This is a genomic window from Paenibacillus sp. PAMC 26794, assembly GCF_000316035.1.
Classification (GTDB): Bacteria; Bacillota; Bacilli; order Paenibacillales; family Paenibacillaceae; genus Paenibacillus.
On record NZ_ANHX01000002.1, the window covers coordinates 17,515 to 34,538 of the forward strand.

At 47.1% G+C, this 17,024-nt stretch carries 12 protein-coding genes; 8 read left to right on the forward strand and 4 right to left on the reverse strand.

What is annotated here, in order from left to right; translation table 11 throughout:
• Together D829_RS32240 and D829_RS0100190 are read left to right on the forward strand one after the other, a co-directional pair.
• Window positions 1-5,727 (forward strand): non-ribosomal peptide synthetase, encoded by a 5,727-nt coding sequence (locus tag D829_RS32240; protein WP_017686802.1) that lies wholly within the window; start codon window positions 1-3, stop codon window positions 5,725-5,727.
• A gap of 249 nt (window positions 5,728-5,976) precedes the next feature.
• Entirely contained in the window at window positions 5,977-8,157 is a 2,181-nt protein-coding gene (locus tag D829_RS0100190) for a UvrD-helicase domain-containing protein (protein ID WP_017686803.1), read from the forward strand.
• A gap of 124 nt (window positions 8,158-8,281) precedes the next feature.
• Here the strand turns inward: D829_RS0100190 and D829_RS0100195 are convergent, their stop codons facing one another.
• Both D829_RS0100195 and D829_RS0100200 read right to left on the reverse strand, forming a co-directional pair.
• Entirely contained in the window at window positions 8,282-9,184 is a 903-nt protein-coding gene (locus tag D829_RS0100195; protein WP_017686804.1) for an EamA family transporter, read from the reverse strand.
• A complete protein-coding gene (locus D829_RS0100200) occupies window positions 9,181-9,924 on the reverse strand; it encodes an SDR family NAD(P)-dependent oxidoreductase (RefSeq protein ID WP_017686805.1) in 744 nt (247 codons plus the stop codon). Before D829_RS0100200 ends, D829_RS0100195 begins: the two co-directional genes overlap by 4 nt.
• A gap of 136 nt (window positions 9,925-10,060) precedes the next feature.
• On the opposite strand from D829_RS0100200, the gene D829_RS0100205 reads away from it, so the two are divergent.
• From D829_RS0100205 to crcB, 4 genes are read left to right on the forward strand one after another with little or no spacing between them, the layout of a single operon-like run.
• The gene (locus D829_RS0100205; RefSeq protein WP_017686806.1) at window positions 10,061-10,951 is read left to right on the forward strand and encodes a LysR family transcriptional regulator; all 891 of its coding nucleotides are present in this window, start codon (window positions 10,061-10,063) and stop codon (window positions 10,949-10,951) included.
• A 42-nt stretch (window positions 10,952-10,993) separates the two neighbouring features.
• Complete coding sequence (locus D829_RS0100210) at window positions 10,994-12,301, forward strand: replication-associated recombination protein A (protein WP_017686807.1); 1,308 nt, start codon at window positions 10,994-10,996, stop codon at window positions 12,299-12,301.
• A 33-nt stretch (window positions 12,302-12,334) separates the two neighbouring features.
• Complete coding sequence (locus D829_RS0100215; protein ID WP_017686808.1) at window positions 12,335-12,739, forward strand: CrcB family protein; 405 nt, start codon at window positions 12,335-12,337, stop codon at window positions 12,737-12,739.
• Window positions 12,736-13,095, forward strand: a complete 360-nt coding sequence (gene crcB, locus D829_RS0100220) for a fluoride efflux transporter CrcB (RefSeq protein ID WP_017686809.1) — start codon at window positions 12,736-12,738, stop codon at window positions 13,093-13,095. The genes D829_RS0100215 and crcB overlap by 4 nt, the downstream gene beginning before the upstream one ends.
• Before the next feature lie 131 nt (window positions 13,096-13,226).
• Here the strand turns inward: crcB and mnmA are convergent, their stop codons facing one another.
• Window positions 13,227-14,351, reverse strand: coding sequence for a tRNA 2-thiouridine(34) synthase MnmA (gene mnmA / locus D829_RS0100225; RefSeq protein WP_017686810.1), 1,125 nt, complete (start codon window positions 14,349-14,351; stop codon window positions 13,227-13,229).
• A gap of 322 nt (window positions 14,352-14,673) precedes the next feature.
• On the opposite strand from mnmA, the gene D829_RS0100230 reads away from it, so the two are divergent.
• Window positions 14,674-15,093, forward strand: coding sequence for an Rrf2 family transcriptional regulator (locus D829_RS0100230; RefSeq protein WP_017686811.1), 420 nt, complete (start codon window positions 14,674-14,676; stop codon window positions 15,091-15,093).
• 182 nt (window positions 15,094-15,275) lie between these two features.
• On the opposite strand, the gene D829_RS0100235 is transcribed toward D829_RS0100230, so the two are convergent.
• Window positions 15,276-15,650, reverse strand: coding sequence for a hypothetical protein (locus D829_RS0100235; protein ID WP_017686812.1), 375 nt, complete (start codon window positions 15,648-15,650; stop codon window positions 15,276-15,278).
• 132 nt (window positions 15,651-15,782) lie between these two features.
• Between D829_RS0100235 and D829_RS0100240 the strand changes: the two genes are divergently transcribed.
• Window positions 15,783-16,934: a cysteine desulfurase family protein gene (locus D829_RS0100240; RefSeq protein ID WP_017686813.1), complete on the forward strand. Its 1,152-nt coding sequence runs from the start codon at window positions 15,783-15,785 to the stop codon at window positions 16,932-16,934.
• The last annotated feature ends 90 nt before the right edge of the window (window positions 16,935-17,024 follow it).

Sequence of the window (17,024 nt, forward strand, 5' to 3'; positions counted from 1 at the left end):
ATGAGTAAAAAATATCGAATGAGTTCAGCACAGAAAAGAATGTTCGCCATTACCGAGATGCATGGAAACGATATTGTCTATAATGTCCCGATGCTTTGGAAAATTGAGGGGCAGATTGATGTGGAGCGTTTACAGCGCTCCTTCTCTCAGCTTTGTGCAAGGCACGAGCCTCTCAGAACCTATTTTGTACATCAAAAAGATAAGTTTTTACAAGTGGTTAAGGAAGAGGGCGATATCTTTCTTGACTATGAAGAAGCATCCGAAGAACAGATACAACAGTTGTTCAAGGAACATGTGAGACCGTTTAACCTCAATGAAGCTCCTCTGATGCGAGCTAAAATAGTCCGGATTTCATCCAATGAGCACGTCCTAATGCTCGATATCCACCATATTATTTTTGATGATGGAACTAAACACGTCCTGCTTTCTGACCTTTGCCAGTTCTATAACAATGAGGAAATACCTCCTCTGCGTATTCAATATAAGGATTACAGCGCCTGGTTAAATTCAAGGGATATGCGTGAGCAGGAGCGCTACTGGACAGAAGAGTTTTCTGGAGAAGTCTCTACGCTTGATTTAAAAACAGATTATCCAAGACCGCAGCAGCAGCAATACGGAGGGCGAAGCATAGATCTATTATTACCGCTGGAACTTAAAGCGCGGGTTAAACAGTTAAGTCATCATAGTGGTGCGACAGAATATATGATTTTACTGGCTTGTTTCATGGTACTGATGAATCGTTACACTCGTCAGGACGAGATTGTCGTCGGAAGCCCTATAGCTGGCCGTGTTCATGCAGAGACAGACGAGATGTTGGGAATGTTTGTGAACACATTAGCTATACGTGGGGAATTCCGGACCGGAATGACCTTTCTAACGTTGTTGAGTCAGATTCAGGAGCGATGCTTGAAAGCTTATGAAAATCAGGAATATCCATTTGACGAATTGGTAGAAAAAATTGGTGTAGAACGTGACCCCTCTCGTAATCCGTTGTTTGATGTCATGTTTGTCCTGCAAAAGAATGAACAAGGAAGCTTTAAACTTGGCGATACACTCTTAACATCTATGGATGTAGGTCTTACCGTAGCGAAGTTTGATCTCACCGTGAGTGTGGAAGAGGTAGAAGAGGGTTACAACGTGAACTGGGAATATTGTGATGCTTTGTTTGCTGCAGATACGCTTCAGCATATGGCACTGCAATTTAAAGAACTTGTAGGGGAGATCATGGCCCAGCCAGATCTTGTACTTAGCGAGCTTGGACTGATAACTTCGGCCGAACAAAAAAAGGTATTAGCCGAATTTAATAACACTGAACGGGAATGTAACCTTGAAAAGACAGCTATTATGCTGTTTGAGGACCAGGTTGCGCGTGCTCCAGAGCATATTGCTGTGGAATTTCAAGGACGGGTATTAACTTATCGTGAGCTGAATGCAAGAGCTAATGCAGTTGGTGCTGCTTTACTAGAAAAAGGAGTAGGTCCGGATCAAATCGTGGCTTTGATTGCAACACGTTCTCTGGATATGATTATTGGCATCTACGGTATTTTAAAAGCTGGAGCTGCCTATCTACCAATTGATCCGGAGCAGCCATTAGAGCGTATTCGCTATATTATTGAAGATAGTGGAACAAGCCACATCGTCTTTGAGGAGAACACTAAAAAAACTGCGGCTGCGCTGGAAGAACAACAGGGAGTACAGATATTAAATGTAGCAGAGGTGCAGGAAGAGATTGATGAAAATCCTCAACCTTCAGCTAGGCCAGAACATCTGGCCTATGTTATATACACTTCCGGTACGACGGGTCAGCCCAAGGGTGTGTTGGTAGAAAATAGAAATCTGGTCAATTTGGTTTCATGGCAGCGTTCAACGGGCGAGCTTCATGAAGACAGCGTAATGCTGCAGAAATCCACTTATATTTTTGATGCAGCTGTATGGGAAATATTTTCAATCCTCCTTGCTGGAGGAAAACTTGTCCTCGCAACTGAATCGGAAAATAGGGACCCGAAAGAGCTGCTGGAGTTGATAGCCAAAACGCAGGTAACTCATGCTCTGATTGTTCCATCTTCATTCAGAATGATTCTGGAATATGCAGAGCTGCATCAATTAGCTGAACAGTTGATGTCTTTGCAAAAAATTTATTTGGGTGCCGAACCTCTTACACCTGATTTGATAAGCAAATATACGCAACTGACAGGTAGTGGAACGGACAGGCTGGTTAATTTATATGGGCCTACAGAGGCTACGGTTTGTGCGACCTATATGCAGCTTGAGGAAGACTATGGAGGCAACGTCCCTATTGGTCGGCCGCTGTGGAATACGCAGATTTATATATTGCAGGATGATTGGTTATGTGGATATGGAATACCTGGTGAGTTATGTATCGGTGGAGCAGGCGTGGCCAGAGGATATCTTAATCGAACAGATTTAACTAACGAAAAATTCGTCTCCAATCCTTATGTTCCTGGTGGTCGCATATATCGAACCGGAGATTTAGCTCGATGGAAGACAGATGGAACGATTGAATATCTCGGCAGAATTGGAGATCAGGTTAAAATCCGGGGGTACCGTGTAGAACCAGGTGAGATCGAGACTCATTTACGCAATATAGAATCCGTCCAGGATGCTGTTGTAGTCGTTAAAACGGATAATACTCGTAGTGATTATCTGTGTGCTTATGTAGTCGGCGAAGGCGAGCTGGACGGGGAGCGAATTCGGGAGAATCTGCGCAGCATCCTGCCTTCATACATGGTGCCATCTTATGTGGTACAGCTGGAGGCTCTACCGCTGACAAGGAACGGGAAACTGGACAAGAAAGCACTGCCAGAACCGGACCGGACTTCGACGCAGACGTACACTGCACCGCGGAACGCACTGGAGGAAGTCATTGCTACTGTATTCCGAGAAGTTCTGGGACTTGAACAGGTCGGCATTGATGATGACTTCTACACACTGGGCGGGGATTCGATCAAAGCCATCCGCATTCTGTCCAAGATGAGGGAACAGGGGTATGACCTCGGTGTGAGAACCATTATGCAAGGACGGACGATCCGCGGAATGAGTTCAGCAGTGACGGTCAGTGTCGCCAGTACAGCCGAGCAAGGAGAAGTAACTGGCCAGGTCCATCCTACGCCGATCCAATGTCAGTTCTGGTCCGAATCGCTGGGCGAACCCCATCATTTCAATCAGTCCTTCCTGCTGGAGAGCATGGAACTGATCCATGAGACGGCGTTGAGGCAAGCTCTGGATGCGATCACTGCTCATCATGACATGCTGCGTGCAGTTTACCGTGAGGGCGTGCAAATTATTCGCCCAATTGCATCAGGTGCGGCCTATGAAATGACTGTAATGGATTATCGCTCGTTTACGGATCCAGAAGAGGCGCGGACAGCGATGCATCAGCAAGCAGACCAGATGCAGCGGAGTCTGGATCTGGTGAACGGTCCCCTCATCCGAGTCGGATTGTTCCATACCAATGAGCGGGATTATGTATTGCTCATTGTGCACCATCTGTTGATTGACGGGGTATCCTGGCGGATTCTGTTAGAGGATCTGCAGCAAGCTTACGCGTCTATCCTGGCTGGGCAGGCAGTGACGTTACCTCCGAAGACAGGGTCGTATGCGGGATGGAGCAAAGCCTTGGAGCGGTATGGGAAGAGTGCAGAGCTTCAGCAGGAGCTCGGGTACTGGCAAACCGTAGAAGCACAGATGGAAGAAAGAGGCAAGCACTGGAGCGGCCGAGGTAGCGGAGAAGGGATTGGACACCTGGAGGTCAGTCTGAATGTGAAGCAGACGGAAGCATTGTTGTATCAGGCCAACCGGGCATACCATACCGAGATCAATGATTTGCTGGTGACAGCGCTGGCCCAGGCCATGTGGGCCGTAACGGGACAAGGAACGGCTGCCCTGCAGATGGAAGGTCACGGACGGGAACGAATTGGAGAAGAGTACGTGATGGACCGGACTGTGGGATGGTTCACAAGTATCTATCCTGTGGCAATAACAGGCATAGGTCAAGATCTTGGAGAAGACATCCAGCAGACCAAGGAGATTTTGCGCCGTGTGCCGAACCGTGGGATTGGCTACGGCATTCTCAAATGGCTGGGTGAGAGCGAGCTATCCGGAATTGAGCCTGAAATTACCCTGAATTATCTGGGTGAATTCGGTCAGGAGACGAACCAAGGGACGTGGCGTCTGAGTGAAGAGGAGCGCGGGGAAGAGGTATCGGAAGCAAACCGGTTTGGAACGCCGATCTCGGTGAACGGAGCAGTGATGGACAAACGCCTGCAGATGCGGATCAGCTATGAACGCGAAGCATGTGATGACCGCAAGATGCATGCTTTGGCCGAAGCGTTCATGGATAAGTTGAAGAACATCGTGAGTCACTGCATTGAAGTGAACACTTCCCAACAAGCAAGCTCCCATGCGATGGGCAAAGGAAAGTATGGTGCAGAACTGCTTGACCCGCAAAAGTTTCATCATAATACAGATTATCCGGTTCTTAATAGTTATGCTCCTTCTGTGTTACAGCAATTGTTCGTTCGTACAGCAGACACAGTGGTCATGGAAAAAATTGAATTGCAGGGTTCACGGACCAAGAAAGAAATTATCGAAGCGTGTCACCAAATCATAAGAATGCAGTCTGCACTGCGAAGTTCTTATCAGATGGATTCGCTAGTGGGTACCATCAGTGAACATGAGTGGAATCACGTTTGGCATATGCCTTATATCGATTTACGATATGCAAGTCCAGATGAGCGGAATGCGGTCTCTCAGCAAATTAGCAAACTGAGTGCCATAGAATTCAACGAGCGATCTTCACAGTTGCTTGTTAAGCTGGTCATTGTCCGAAATGCCGAGCGGCAGCATACGATTCATATTATTGCCCATCACAGTGTCTGGGATAAGACGAGCACAGTCATCTTTAAGGAAATGTTTGACGAAGGGAGCATGATGAATACTCCTCGTGAAACATTGCTCTCTTATAGTCAATATATAGCGGATAAACACAAGCATAACGATCTATTCAAAGGAAGCGAACTGACTTTACCGGGGAATATGGAAAAATGGATTCCTGTTCTTCATGAATATATGGATCATAATGTATCGAATGAAATCAGCCAGTCGGTTGCTTCGGTGATTCCACTTGGACCTAATTTGATGAAGGTGTATACGAAAAAACCTTGGGATTTACTCATGCATGCCGTTCAAATTATAGCTAAAGAAAATGGTCTGATCCCACCATCTTCAAAGAGGATTCCCGTTTTTATACTTCAAGAAGACCGTGCTTATACACCAGGCAGATACAGTCATGTTATGGGCGAGTTTCTGGACATGCTTCCTATTGTGGTGCAGGAAGCAGGAGAAACAGAAACAGGATTTCAATCTATACAGGAACAAGTAGAACATATCCAAAAAGCAAAACGGGAGCAAAGTATTCATTATCTTGAACTTGTACATGAGATTGAAGAACAATTGATGTATTGGCTACCCTCTTTGCTGTCAGTGAATTTCCAAGCTACATTTGATCTTTCTTATGAGGACTTTAAAAATATGATGACTCTTGACCATTACCGTACGACAAATGAGATTTTTGTTAATCGGTTTGCGGATTCACTGGTCATTTATTATCCTCTCTATTCCAAACGCCAAGATAATCTGGATGCTGTTCTTCAGAAGGAATTCGAATTATTGGAACAATCCCTTTCCAACGTGACAACATTGATGTAGCAGGGATGGAAATATGGTTGGAGACGTATTGAATCGTTTGTAATGAACGTCAGCATAGCTTGCCACGCGAAACGGCTGTGGTCTGAAATTTATTTTCAGACCACAGCCGCTTTCTGTGTAATCATTCATTGTATAACTCACAAAACGGATGTGGCTTTCAATTGCCCTATGTGATATAGTAAATATCCTTTTGCATTGCCAGATCTAGGCGATGCAAAGCAAAACATATTCTTAGGAGGTAACTGAAACATGTCAGACAGCTTTCAAAGTGCCTATCAAGAAGAAGAGTACAGGTTAGAGCGAACGATGGAGGAAGTGGACAGTCAGCTGGAACGACTGCAGAACATTCCGGTGTATACCGGCCACGACTTCACAGAACAAGTGCTGGAAGCTGGACGCGAAGAGCGCCGCACCGCCTTGTCCAAGAGCGCGCAGCAACCCTATTTCGGACGCTTGGATTTCGAAGAACAGGGCAGTGGTGCACGGAAACCGCTGTATATTGGCAAAATCGGCGTAGACCGCGAAGAGGTGGGAGAGCATCCGCTCGTCATCGACTGGCGTGCTCCTGTCGCGAGCCTGTTTTACTCATTTACCGGAGGGGAAGCCTCCGCTACGTATGAAGCCCCGGAAGGGCTTATTGAAGGTCTCGTATATCTAAAACGAAACGTTGTCATTCGGCAGCGGATATTGGAACGTGTGGCGGATACATATAACCGTGACAGCGACCAGCCAGCGGTATCTGATGAATTCCTCGTTTATCGTCTGGGAGAGAACAAGGATAACAAACTCCGTGATATCGTATCTACGATTCAGGCGGAGCAGGATCTGATCATTCGTGCGGCTAGAAACACCGCATTGATCATTCAAGGTGTAGCGGGATCCGGGAAAACAACGGTTGCCCTGCATCGGCTGGCCTTTTTGCTGTATCAGTACAAGGAGCAAGTATCTGCGGAGAAAATGGTTATTTTTGCACCCAACCACATGTTCCTGGATTACATCTCGGATGTGCTCCCGGAACTCGGAGTAGGGGACATTCAGCAGCGGACATTCCCGGATTGGGCGATGAACCTGCTGGGGCTGGAAATGCCTTTGGCGAACACGTCGGATACATTGAACACCTGGTTCGAAACACCTGATGCGCGGCCAGAATTGAATGATGATGTACCTGGACGTTACAAAGGATCGATCCGTTTCATGGAGCTTATTCGAGAGTGGCTATCCGGGATGGAAGCGGATTCCGTACCGGATATGGACTTCAGTCCATGGGATGGTAAGGTGCTCAGCAAGACGGAGATTGAGAACTGGTTCGGTGAGGAATACAAACATTATCCGCTGGCCAAACGCAAAGAACGGGTCATGGCGCGGGTTCACCGCTGGATTGAGATGGAACTTAAGAAACCGATGCCAGAAGCTGTGCGCAAAGAACGCAAGAAAAAAGCGTCTACTCGTGAGAAAGCTTATGCCAAAAAATGGCCTCAATACGAGCCGCTTACATTATACAAACAGCTGTTCAAAGCTGCAAAGGGTGGCTCTGTGCCAGCCTCGCTCAGTGGGCTTATTCCAAAACTAGTCATGAAACAAACAGCCGCAGATCTGAAACAGGATATCGTCCGTGAAGAGGATCTGCCTGCATTGGTATACATTCATACATTGGTCCATGATATTGAGGGTTCGGAGCGGTTTGACCATATTGTGATCGATGAAGCGCAGGACTTTTCCCCTTTTCATGTGGCGTTATTGGATCAGTTCGTCAAAGGGCATTCCTTCACCATACTGGGTGACTTGTCCCAAGGCATTCATGAGTACCGTGGTGTTCATGCGTGGGAAGAGATGAGTTCTCTGTTTCCTGAGGAACAGAATGCATACTTTGCATTGACCCGAAGTTATCGTTCAACGATGGAAATTATCGATTATGCCAATACGATTCTGGAACGTGGTGTCAAGAGCGGGATTACGGCGATTCCTGTTTTCCGTAGTGGTGATCCGGTTCGGACGTTGGCTTATGGAGGGGAAGGGCGGACGGCGAGTCTGGAGCAGGCTTTGAAGCTGTTAACGGTCAAAGACTACCGAACTGTCTCCATCCTGACCCGTACACTGCATGAAGCAGAGGAACTTCACCGTGATCTACAGGCCGCAGGCTGGGATCTGAACCTGATCGATGGTGGCAAAAAGCAGTACACGGGTGGGCACTCCGTTTTGCCTGTCTATCTGTCCAAAGGGTTGGAGTTTGATGCCGTTATTGTGGCAGACGTAGACCAGAAGCATTATTTGCCAAATGCGGGTGATGCAAAGCTGTTGTACGTTGGTTGTACAAGGGCCTTGCATGAATTGTGGTTGTTCCATGACGGTGTACTGCCGATCTATGCGGCTGCAACACATAATCCCGATGGCGAGCCCGTTACCATTCAGGGTTGGCCAGAGCTTGGTTAGATAAAGTTTGCTTATACAACAAAAGGCATGACGTTCATGGGAAAGTCCCATAAGCGCATGCCTTTTTTGCTTTTGTGCGAGAATCGCTTAATTTTCCTAGAAAGAATGACGAGGCAAGTTCAAGTTATGTTACTCTATTTCTTAATCTGGACGAGCGACGGTTCACCAGGAATATGCCAACACCAATGAATAAACCTCCTGCCAATGCAAACCACTGAACATGCTCTCCCAGTAAAATCCAACTCGATAATACACCAAAGAACGGTGCCAGAAACAGATACGAACTGGTTTGGGCTGGGTCACTATTCTGCAGCAGATAAAACCAGAGTGAGAACTGAATAATGGAGCAAACAAGCGTTAACCAGAGCAGCGCCATAACCGAGGTGGTATTGACCATAAAGTGAGGCTGTTCAGTCCATACGCTCAGTAGAAGAAGCGCAGCACCTCCCGCGAGCATCTGATAGGCAGTTAAGACAAAAGTATCGAAGCCATCGCCCCAGCGTTTGATGAGCAATGTGGACACGGCAAAGGAGATCGCACCACCAAATCCAATCCAGGTTCCGGGGCTAAAGCTCATCTGCCATCCAAAAGTTAACATAATCCCGATGAAACCGAGTATAACACCGATCCACTGACTGAAACGGTAGGTCACTCTATATAAGAGAGCACTGAGGATAATGACCAGTAGCGGATTGGTAAACGTAATAATGGCGGATTCACCGGATGTAATCCAGTTCATGCTGTAGTAGGCGCAGCCCATCACTCCTGCGGATTGGAACAGACCAATGAGGATTATTTTCAACCATGACTTCCATCCAGTAGGCAAAGGACGTTTACGAAGGAACAAGGCCATCAAGCCACCTGCCAGTATATAACGTATGCCCATGAGCAGGAAAGGTGGGGCATATAACATGCCGATCTTGCCAACTGGAAAAGAAGTACCCATGATTAACGTTGTCAAAATGATCAATAGTGTATATTTCAATGGTTTGATGATCCGGGTATCTTTATCATGACTGGAGCTCATAACGTCTGTCCGCTATCTACAGTAATTAGCTGCCCGGTCATGGATTGCTGTTCCAGCGCAGCACAGATCATGTGTGCGATATCTTCAGGTGAGGCAATATGCTGTAATAACACTTCTCCACCAAGACGATACATTCGCTCCTCGTTCCCAGCCCACCACCTTGTAGCAACTGCGCCAGGGACGATAGCATTCACCCGAATGTGTGGTGAGAGTGCGTGCGCAAGTGATAAAGTTAGACCGTGAACTGCCGCTTTGGAGACGGCGTATGGGAGAGAGGAGCCCGAACCCGTACTACCTGCGATACTGCCCAGATTTACGATAGAACCACCGCCAGCCTGTCTCATACCTTCCGTCACCGCACGAGCGCAATGAAACATGCCTTTCACATTCACATCAAGCAGCTCATTCCAGACGTCATCTGTAACAGACTCCAGATCGTGCATGGGGATATGGTGCGTGATTCCAGCGTTATTTACAAGTGCAGTGATCGGGCCATAGGTTTCAGTTACTGTAGTGACCATCCGCCGGACATCAAGATCATTGGCAACATTAGCTTGAACGGCGAATGCATGACCTCCCGTATCCAAAATCTGTTGAACAGTCTCTCTTGCTGCATCTTGTGAGCGGGAATAGTTGACAGCGACTAAGGCTCCGCGTTCAGCGAGCATCTCACTTACAGCACGGCCTATACCTGTTCCACCACCTGTGATCAGAGCAACTCTATTTTTCCAGTATGTCATGCTGAACACTCCTCATCATCATCCAGTCAGATGACTGGTTTGGGATCTACTTGAATTGTAGTCCGGTTTACACATGAAGTATAATGATTGGTAATGAAGCGGATATCATTTTGAATGATGTCAGAGTGGGGGGACCATGGAGAGCGGGGATCTTAGAATATTTCAGTGTGTTGCACAGGAAGGGAATCTGACCAAAGCTGCTTCTAAACTGGGTTATGTTCAATCCAACGTAACGGCACGCATCAGGCATCTGGAAGCAGAGGTAGGTACAACGTTGTTCATTCGTCATAACCGAGGCATGACGTTATCTCCAGCCGGAGAAATGTTGCTGACCTATGCAGATAAAATTATTGGTTTGCTGAATGATGCTTCCAAGGCGCTTCGGGCGACGAGCACACCATCGGGTCCAATGCGAATAGGGTCTACACAAACTGCGGCGGCCGTGCGACTACCTGAACTTTTCGTCAGATATTATAAACAGTATCCAGAGGTCTCCTTGTCACTGGTTACTGGCAATTCGCAGATGCTTATGGATCAGGTTATTGGGTATGAATTGGAGGGAGCATTTATAGGCTGTCCCTGTGATCACCCCGACATCGTTTCTATTCCCGTATTTGATGAGGAACTATTTGTTGTCTATTCTGGTATGGGTCCTACGGATGAAGATCTTAAGAGTAAACCCATTCTTGTCTACAGCATGGGGTGTTCCTATCGTCAGGTTTTGGAGGAATGGTTAGAGGTGGGTGGTGTTACCCGCCCAGTAATTATGGAATTTGGAACCCTTGAAGCGATTATTAGTGGAGTTACGTCCGGCATGGGAATTTCCTTATTACCAGAGATTGTGATTAGGCATCAGATCAAAAATGGATTACTGCGCACGCATACACTCCCCGTCGGTATGAATCGCATGATGACTCATTTTATTACTCGCAAGGATGCCTTTGTCAGTAGTGCACTTCATGCATTTATGGCTATGTTACCGCGAGAGTATGATATGATAGAGAGTGGAGAACCATCAGAGGTGTAATTGTAATCAAGGCAAGGCAATCCGTTAAGGAAGTGATGAGCAATGGATTTATTTTCGTTTCAACAGGACTCAAAACCACAAGCTAGATTGCTCGCGGACCGCTTGCGGCCAGAGCATCTGGATGAATATATTGGACAGGAACATATTATTGGACCGGGGAAATTACTCCGGCGCGCCATCGAGGCTGATCAAATTTCGTCAATCTTGTTATACGGCCCGCCGGGATGTGGCAAGACTACCTTGGCACATATTATTTCCCAGCAAACGCAAGGACAGTTCGTACGTCTGAATGCAGTGGAGGCTTCCGTCAAGGATGTGCGTGAAGTCATCGAACAGGCGCAAACGAACAAACAGCTGTATGGAACCAAAACCATTCTGTTCCTCGACGAGGTACATCGGTTTAACAGTTCACGTCAGGATGCCCTATTGCCAGCGGTAGAGAAGGGCACGATTATTTTTATCGGCGCAACAACAGAGAATCCCTTTCATTATGTCAATGGGGCCTTGATGAGCCGTTCAACCCTGTTTCAGCTAGAATCGCTAAATAAGGATCATTCCCTAATTGCAATGCGCAGAGCATTGAGTGATGCGGACAAAGGTCTGGGGTTCATGGAACTGCATGCGGACGACGAGGCGCTTGAGCATATTGCAACGATGGCCAACGGAGATATTCGGCGTGCGCTTAACGCGCTTGAACTGGCTGCGTTGACCACGCCACCGGAGAAGGATGGGTCCATTCATATTACGCTTGGTGTAGCTGAAGAGTCTATTCGGCGCCCTATTGTGAAGGCAGATGAATCCACCCAGTATGATGTGTTGTCTGCATTTCACAAGAGTATTCGGGGTTCCAGTGATGCGGCGCTGTTCTGGTTTCTATACGCGGTGGAGAAGCTCGGCATGGACCCGATGACCTTCATTAGGCGCCTGATTGCAGCAAGCAGTGAAGATATTGGACTCGCGAACCCACAAGCCATGACCCAGGCAATTGGAGCACTTGATGCTTACCGGAATAACGGCTGGCCCGAAGCCAAGCTGAACATCGCACAAGCGATTTTGTTTGCCGTCGAAAGTCCAAAATCCAACGCGGTGTACACCGCCATTTCCAAAGCCATGAACGCGATTGATGAGGTGAAATCGGCAGAAGTTCCGCTTCACTTGCGAGATACGCATTACTCGGGTGCCGTGAAGCTTGGACATGAGGGCTATCAATATCCGCACAATTACCCTGGGCATTATGTGAAGCAAGAATATTTGCCAAAGCAGCTCTCACGGAGAGTATTCTATGAGGCCACGGAGCAAGGCAACGAATCGAAGATCAGGCTGAATCAACAGCGGCGCAGGGAATTTTAAGAACAGACAGATCATTCGGGAGATGCACACAACATGAAAGAGCTTTTGTATATAGGGGCGGGTGGATTTCTCGGTACATTAACCCGATATGCCATACAGTTAGCGATACCAACTGTCCATGGGGGGTTCCCTTGGGCGGTGCTGTTAATCAATGCGATGGGCAGCCTTTTTTTGGGTTGGTTCTTTACCATAGCTGTTCCAGGCAAAATAACACCACAACTTCGACTGGCGATTGGTACAGGTTTTACTGGCGCATTTACGACATTCTCCACGTTTACACTGGATATTGTTCGTTTATCCGAAGGGGGCGAATGGATCAGTGCCGCTATTTATATGATCGTAAGTCTGTTGGCAGGGTTGTTGCTCTGTGCGCTGGGAATGAGCATTGGACATCGTATGTTGGGAGCACAAAGACAACAAGAGGGTGATGCCTCATGATCCTGTGGATTGGTTTTGCAGGTGTGCTGGGTGCGGTACTGCGTTACAGTCTGGGAAAATGGGTCTCTGGCTTGCTGGGAACGGCTTTTCCATGGGGAACATGGATCATCAACGGCAGTGGTTCACTGCTGCTTGGGTTGTTATACGGGTGGCACCAATCTGCAATGATCTCAGATGGAATCTGGGTGATGTGGGGAACTGGATTTTGTGGTGCTTATACCACATTCTCCACCTTTGGCTATGAAACGATAGGACTTATGGGTCGACAACGATACGCCAGAGCGGCGCTCTATGTCGTTAGTTCGGTTGTAGTTGGGGTGTTGGCCGCCTGGGCAGGAGTCTGGTTGACTGCATAACGAACTATTTTTAATTTTTTTGCAAAAATAAGCAGGAAAAAAGCCATCCTTCATGGTATACATGAAAGACGGCTTTTTTAATAGGGATACACGGTATTGTGTATAATCCACATTTTAATGGACAAGCTCTATTATTGCATTGAGGGTACAGGTACTTTTTGCACCTGATCGATCGTACCCCCACCCAGGCACACCTCTCCGTCGTAGAAAACAACGGCTTGTCCTGGCGTAATGGCTTTTTGCTGCTGGTCAAATTGTACATCCACGCTTCCGTCTGCTTGCCAGGTCAAGGTTACACCTTGATCCGGCTGACGATAGCGGAACTTGGCAGTACAACGGTATGGCACATTAGGCATGTGCTCTGCACCAGCAATCCAGTTCACACCCGTTGCGGTAAGACCAGTGGAGTACAGGCTTGCATGGGCATCGCCCTGAACAACAAGCAGTTGATTCTTCTCCAGATTCTTGTCTGCAACGAACCAGGGTTCACCATTGCCGGAACCGCCAATGCCAAGACCTTGGCGCTGTCCAAGTGTGTAGTACATCAGACCGTCATGACGGCCTTTGACTTCCCCGGTCGCGATATCAACCATGTCTCCACCTTTGGCAGGCAGATAGTTACTCAGGAACTCTTTGAAATTACGCTCACCGATGAAGCAGACACCTGTGCTGTCTTTTTTCTTGGCAGTATACAAACCAGCCGCTTCTGCGATTTTGCGTACTTCCGGTTTGGGCAGATGACCAATCGGGAACATGGCTTTGGACAGCTGGTTCTGATTGAGTGCGTTAAGGAAATAGGTCTGATCCTTATTGTTGTCCACACCACGAAGCAACTTGAGTGTGCCATCTTCTTCAATCAGGCGAGCATAGTGTCCTGTAGCTACATAATCTGCGCCGAGATCCAGAGCTTTGTTCAGGAATTCACCAAATTTGATCTCACGATTACACATGACATCCGGATTTGGCGTGCGGCCCGACTTATATTCATCAAGGAAATAGGTAAATACTTTATCAAAATATTCTTTCTCGAAGTTGACAGTGTAGTAAGGAATGCCGATCTGTTCACATACGCGGCGTACATCCTCTGAATCTTCTTCAGCGGTACAGTGGCCGAACTCGTCGGTGTCATCCCAGTTTTTCATGAAAATGCCGATGACATCGTACCCTTGCTCTTTCAGCAACAGTGCGGTAACGGAAGAATCGACACCTCCGGACATGCCAACGACGACCCGTGTATTTTCAATTGTTTTGGACATCGTTATCACCATTTCTATATATAAATGTGTTTCGTTTCTTATTCTAGCATAACCGGACTCAAGATACGATACACCCGGCCAATTTTGGATAGTGTCCACCACAGACGCACATTTTGGAATATCGTCAATCTTTCTTTTCCATAAAGCATGCAGATATGTTAACATTAGCTGAGGGTTATGATCGGAATACGGAGGATTAGAAGATTTATGCTAATCTCAATGCATCACCGCTGTGGACAGATCGTGAAACAAAAGGTCGTGGACCACAGGATAAAATATAAAAGTTTCTAATCGTTTCTGAAAATTGAAAGAGGTGACTCCTTTGAAAATATCGACAAAAGGCCGTTACGGCCTCACAATCATGATGGAGCTTGCTGCCAGAATAGGCGAAGGCCCTACATCACTTAAAAGCATTGCCGAGCGCAACCAGCTCTCGGAGCATTACTTGGAGCAGCTGATTGCTCCACTGCGTAATGCAGGACTGGTGAAAAGCATTAGAGGTGCTTACGGCGGTTATATCCTTGCAGGTGATCCTGCAACCGTAACTGCAGGTGATGTAATCCGAGTACTGGAAGGTCCAATCTCTCCAGTAGATTTCACAGAGGAAGATGATCCGGCGAAACGTGATCTGTGGTTGCGTATTCGTGACGGGATTGCGGAAGTGTTGGATTCCACAACACTGAAAGACCTGATTACCTTCCAGGATCAGGACAAAAAAGATAGCTACATGTTTTATATTTAGGGTCACTAATTCGCATCACAGAAGACACAATAAAGCCCCCAACTTGGGGGCTTTAGACATGCCAATGGGTACTTTGTTCTGTTCTTCAATTTCTACGAATTATTTTAATTGAGTAGGGCTATGTATTCAGCCGCGGGATTTACAAGTTGGTCAAGTGTGAACTTAACTGGATAACTTGTGAATCAGCGACTTTTTAAGGTTTCTATATCAGCTTCCATGCGTAACTGACGGCGATTCAAAATATCAATGCTGTGCTGATGGGTATTCAATTCGGTAGTTACTTTGCGTTCAGAGGCGGAGTGGGAAGCGTCAAGACGTTTCGTAACGGTCAATGTTTCCAGAACAGCTTGTTGAAGAAGCGGAATGTTTTTAGTTTGTTCCTCAATGGCATTAAGTCTGTCATCGACAGTGTCTAGTCTGCTCTCTACGGCACCGAGCCTTTCTTCCATAGCATCAAGCCGGTGGTCTATTTTTCCAAGATGTCCATCAATGCTGTCGAATCGTTTGTCCATTTGTTGAAGCTGATTCAGAATCTGACCGAGAATGGGATCACTCATGTCTCTCTCTCCTTTTTGAAATGGATATAGAACATTATACACGAAGATGTGACAATAGAGCATCCGTTTCAATTTCCAATTTTGACAGTTTGCCATGAGATAGAAATTTAACATATAACGGGGTGAAGATAAATGAAACGAATTTATTTGGATCACGCCGCATCGACACCTATGCATCCACAAGTCGCAGAAGCGATGATGAACGTTATGACAGGACAATTTGGCAATGCATCAAGTATCCACGCCTTTGGGCGTGAAGCCAAACGGACCGTCAGCGGAGCAAGGGATGTCATTGCGGCGTCTTTGGGCTGTTTCCCGGACGAATTAGTATTCACCGGAGGCGGCACGGAGAGCGACAACCTGGCCATTTTCGGAGCAGTATCAACCAGACAGGATAAGGGGAAACACGTCATTACGACCGCAATTGAGCACCATGCTGTCTTGCATACGTGTCAGGAATTGGAGCGGCAAGGCTACGAAGTAACCTATCTATCTGTTGATCGTTATGGACAAATAAGTCTGGATGAGCTGCAAGAGGCCATTCGACCGGATACGGTGCTGATTACCATGATGTATGCCAATAACGAAGTGGGCACGATTCAGCCGATCCGCGAGGTGGGTGAGCTTGCCCGCCAGCATGATATCCTTTTCCATACCGACGCGGTTCAGGCTCTGGGCAGTCAGAGTATTTCCTGTAAAGAACTGCCTGTGGATCTGATTAGCTTCTCTGCCCATAAAATTAATGGACCTCAAGGTGTGGGTGCACTTTATGTACGGCGAGGTATTGTGCTGGAAGCTAGAGCTCATGGTGGCCTGCAAGAGCGTCAGCGTCGCGCTGGTACGGAAAATATCGCAGGTATTACCGGATTTGCAGAGGCGCTCAAGATTGCATCAGTACATACGGAGATGCATCGTCAGCATGATTTGGCATTGCGGAAGCTTTTGTTGCAACAGCTTGAAATTCATGTGGGGACGGAGCATTTTCACGTGAATGGACACCCGGACCATACGCTGCCAAACATCCTGAATATCAGCTTTCCGGAAGTGTCCACAGAGACAATGTTAATGAATCTGGATATGGAAGGGATTGCTGTTGCAAGCGGTTCTGCCTGCACTTCCGGTTCACTTGAAGTCTCTCATGTGCTCAAAGCGATGAAATTGCCTGAAACATTTTTACACTCTGCGATTCGATTTAGCTGGGGATTGGGTAATACTACGGAAGAAATCATGATAACCGCCGAAAAAATTGGAACCATTCTTGGACGACTGCGTAATAGACCCTAAGGGGAACTTTACACATGGAACAGAAGGAGGGAAGAAGTTCCATTTCATCGGTTGGATAGAAGCGGTTTTGATGATCGGCGTCTGATTGCC

Coding starts and splice junctions, on each gene's coding strand:
- D829_RS0100240 (WP_017686813.1), top strand. CDS start 15,783: ATGAAACGAATTTATTTGGATCACGCCGCATCGACACCTATGCATCCA.
- mnmA (WP_017686810.1), bottom strand. CDS start 14,351: ATGTCCAAAACAATTGAAAATACACGGGTCGTCGTTGGCATGTCCGGA.
- crcB (WP_017686809.1), top strand. CDS start 12,736: ATGATCCTGTGGATTGGTTTTGCAGGTGTGCTGGGTGCGGTACTGCGT.
- D829_RS0100200 (WP_017686805.1), bottom strand. CDS start 9,924: ATGACATACTGGAAAAATAGAGTTGCTCTGATCACAGGTGGTGGAACA.
- D829_RS32240 (WP_017686802.1), top strand. CDS start 1: ATGAGTAAAAAATATCGAATGAGTTCAGCACAGAAAAGAATGTTCGCC.
- D829_RS0100195 (WP_017686804.1), bottom strand. CDS start 9,184: ATGAGCTCCAGTCATGATAAAGATACCCGGATCATCAAACCATTGAAA.
- D829_RS0100205 (WP_017686806.1), top strand. CDS start 10,061: ATGGAGAGCGGGGATCTTAGAATATTTCAGTGTGTTGCACAGGAAGGG.
- D829_RS0100190 (WP_017686803.1), top strand. CDS start 5,977: ATGTCAGACAGCTTTCAAAGTGCCTATCAAGAAGAAGAGTACAGGTTA.
- D829_RS0100210 (WP_017686807.1), top strand. CDS start 10,994: ATGGATTTATTTTCGTTTCAACAGGACTCAAAACCACAAGCTAGATTG.
- D829_RS0100235 (WP_017686812.1), bottom strand. CDS start 15,650: ATGAGTGATCCCATTCTCGGTCAGATTCTGAATCAGCTTCAACAAATG.
- D829_RS0100215 (WP_017686808.1), top strand. CDS start 12,335: ATGAAAGAGCTTTTGTATATAGGGGCGGGTGGATTTCTCGGTACATTA.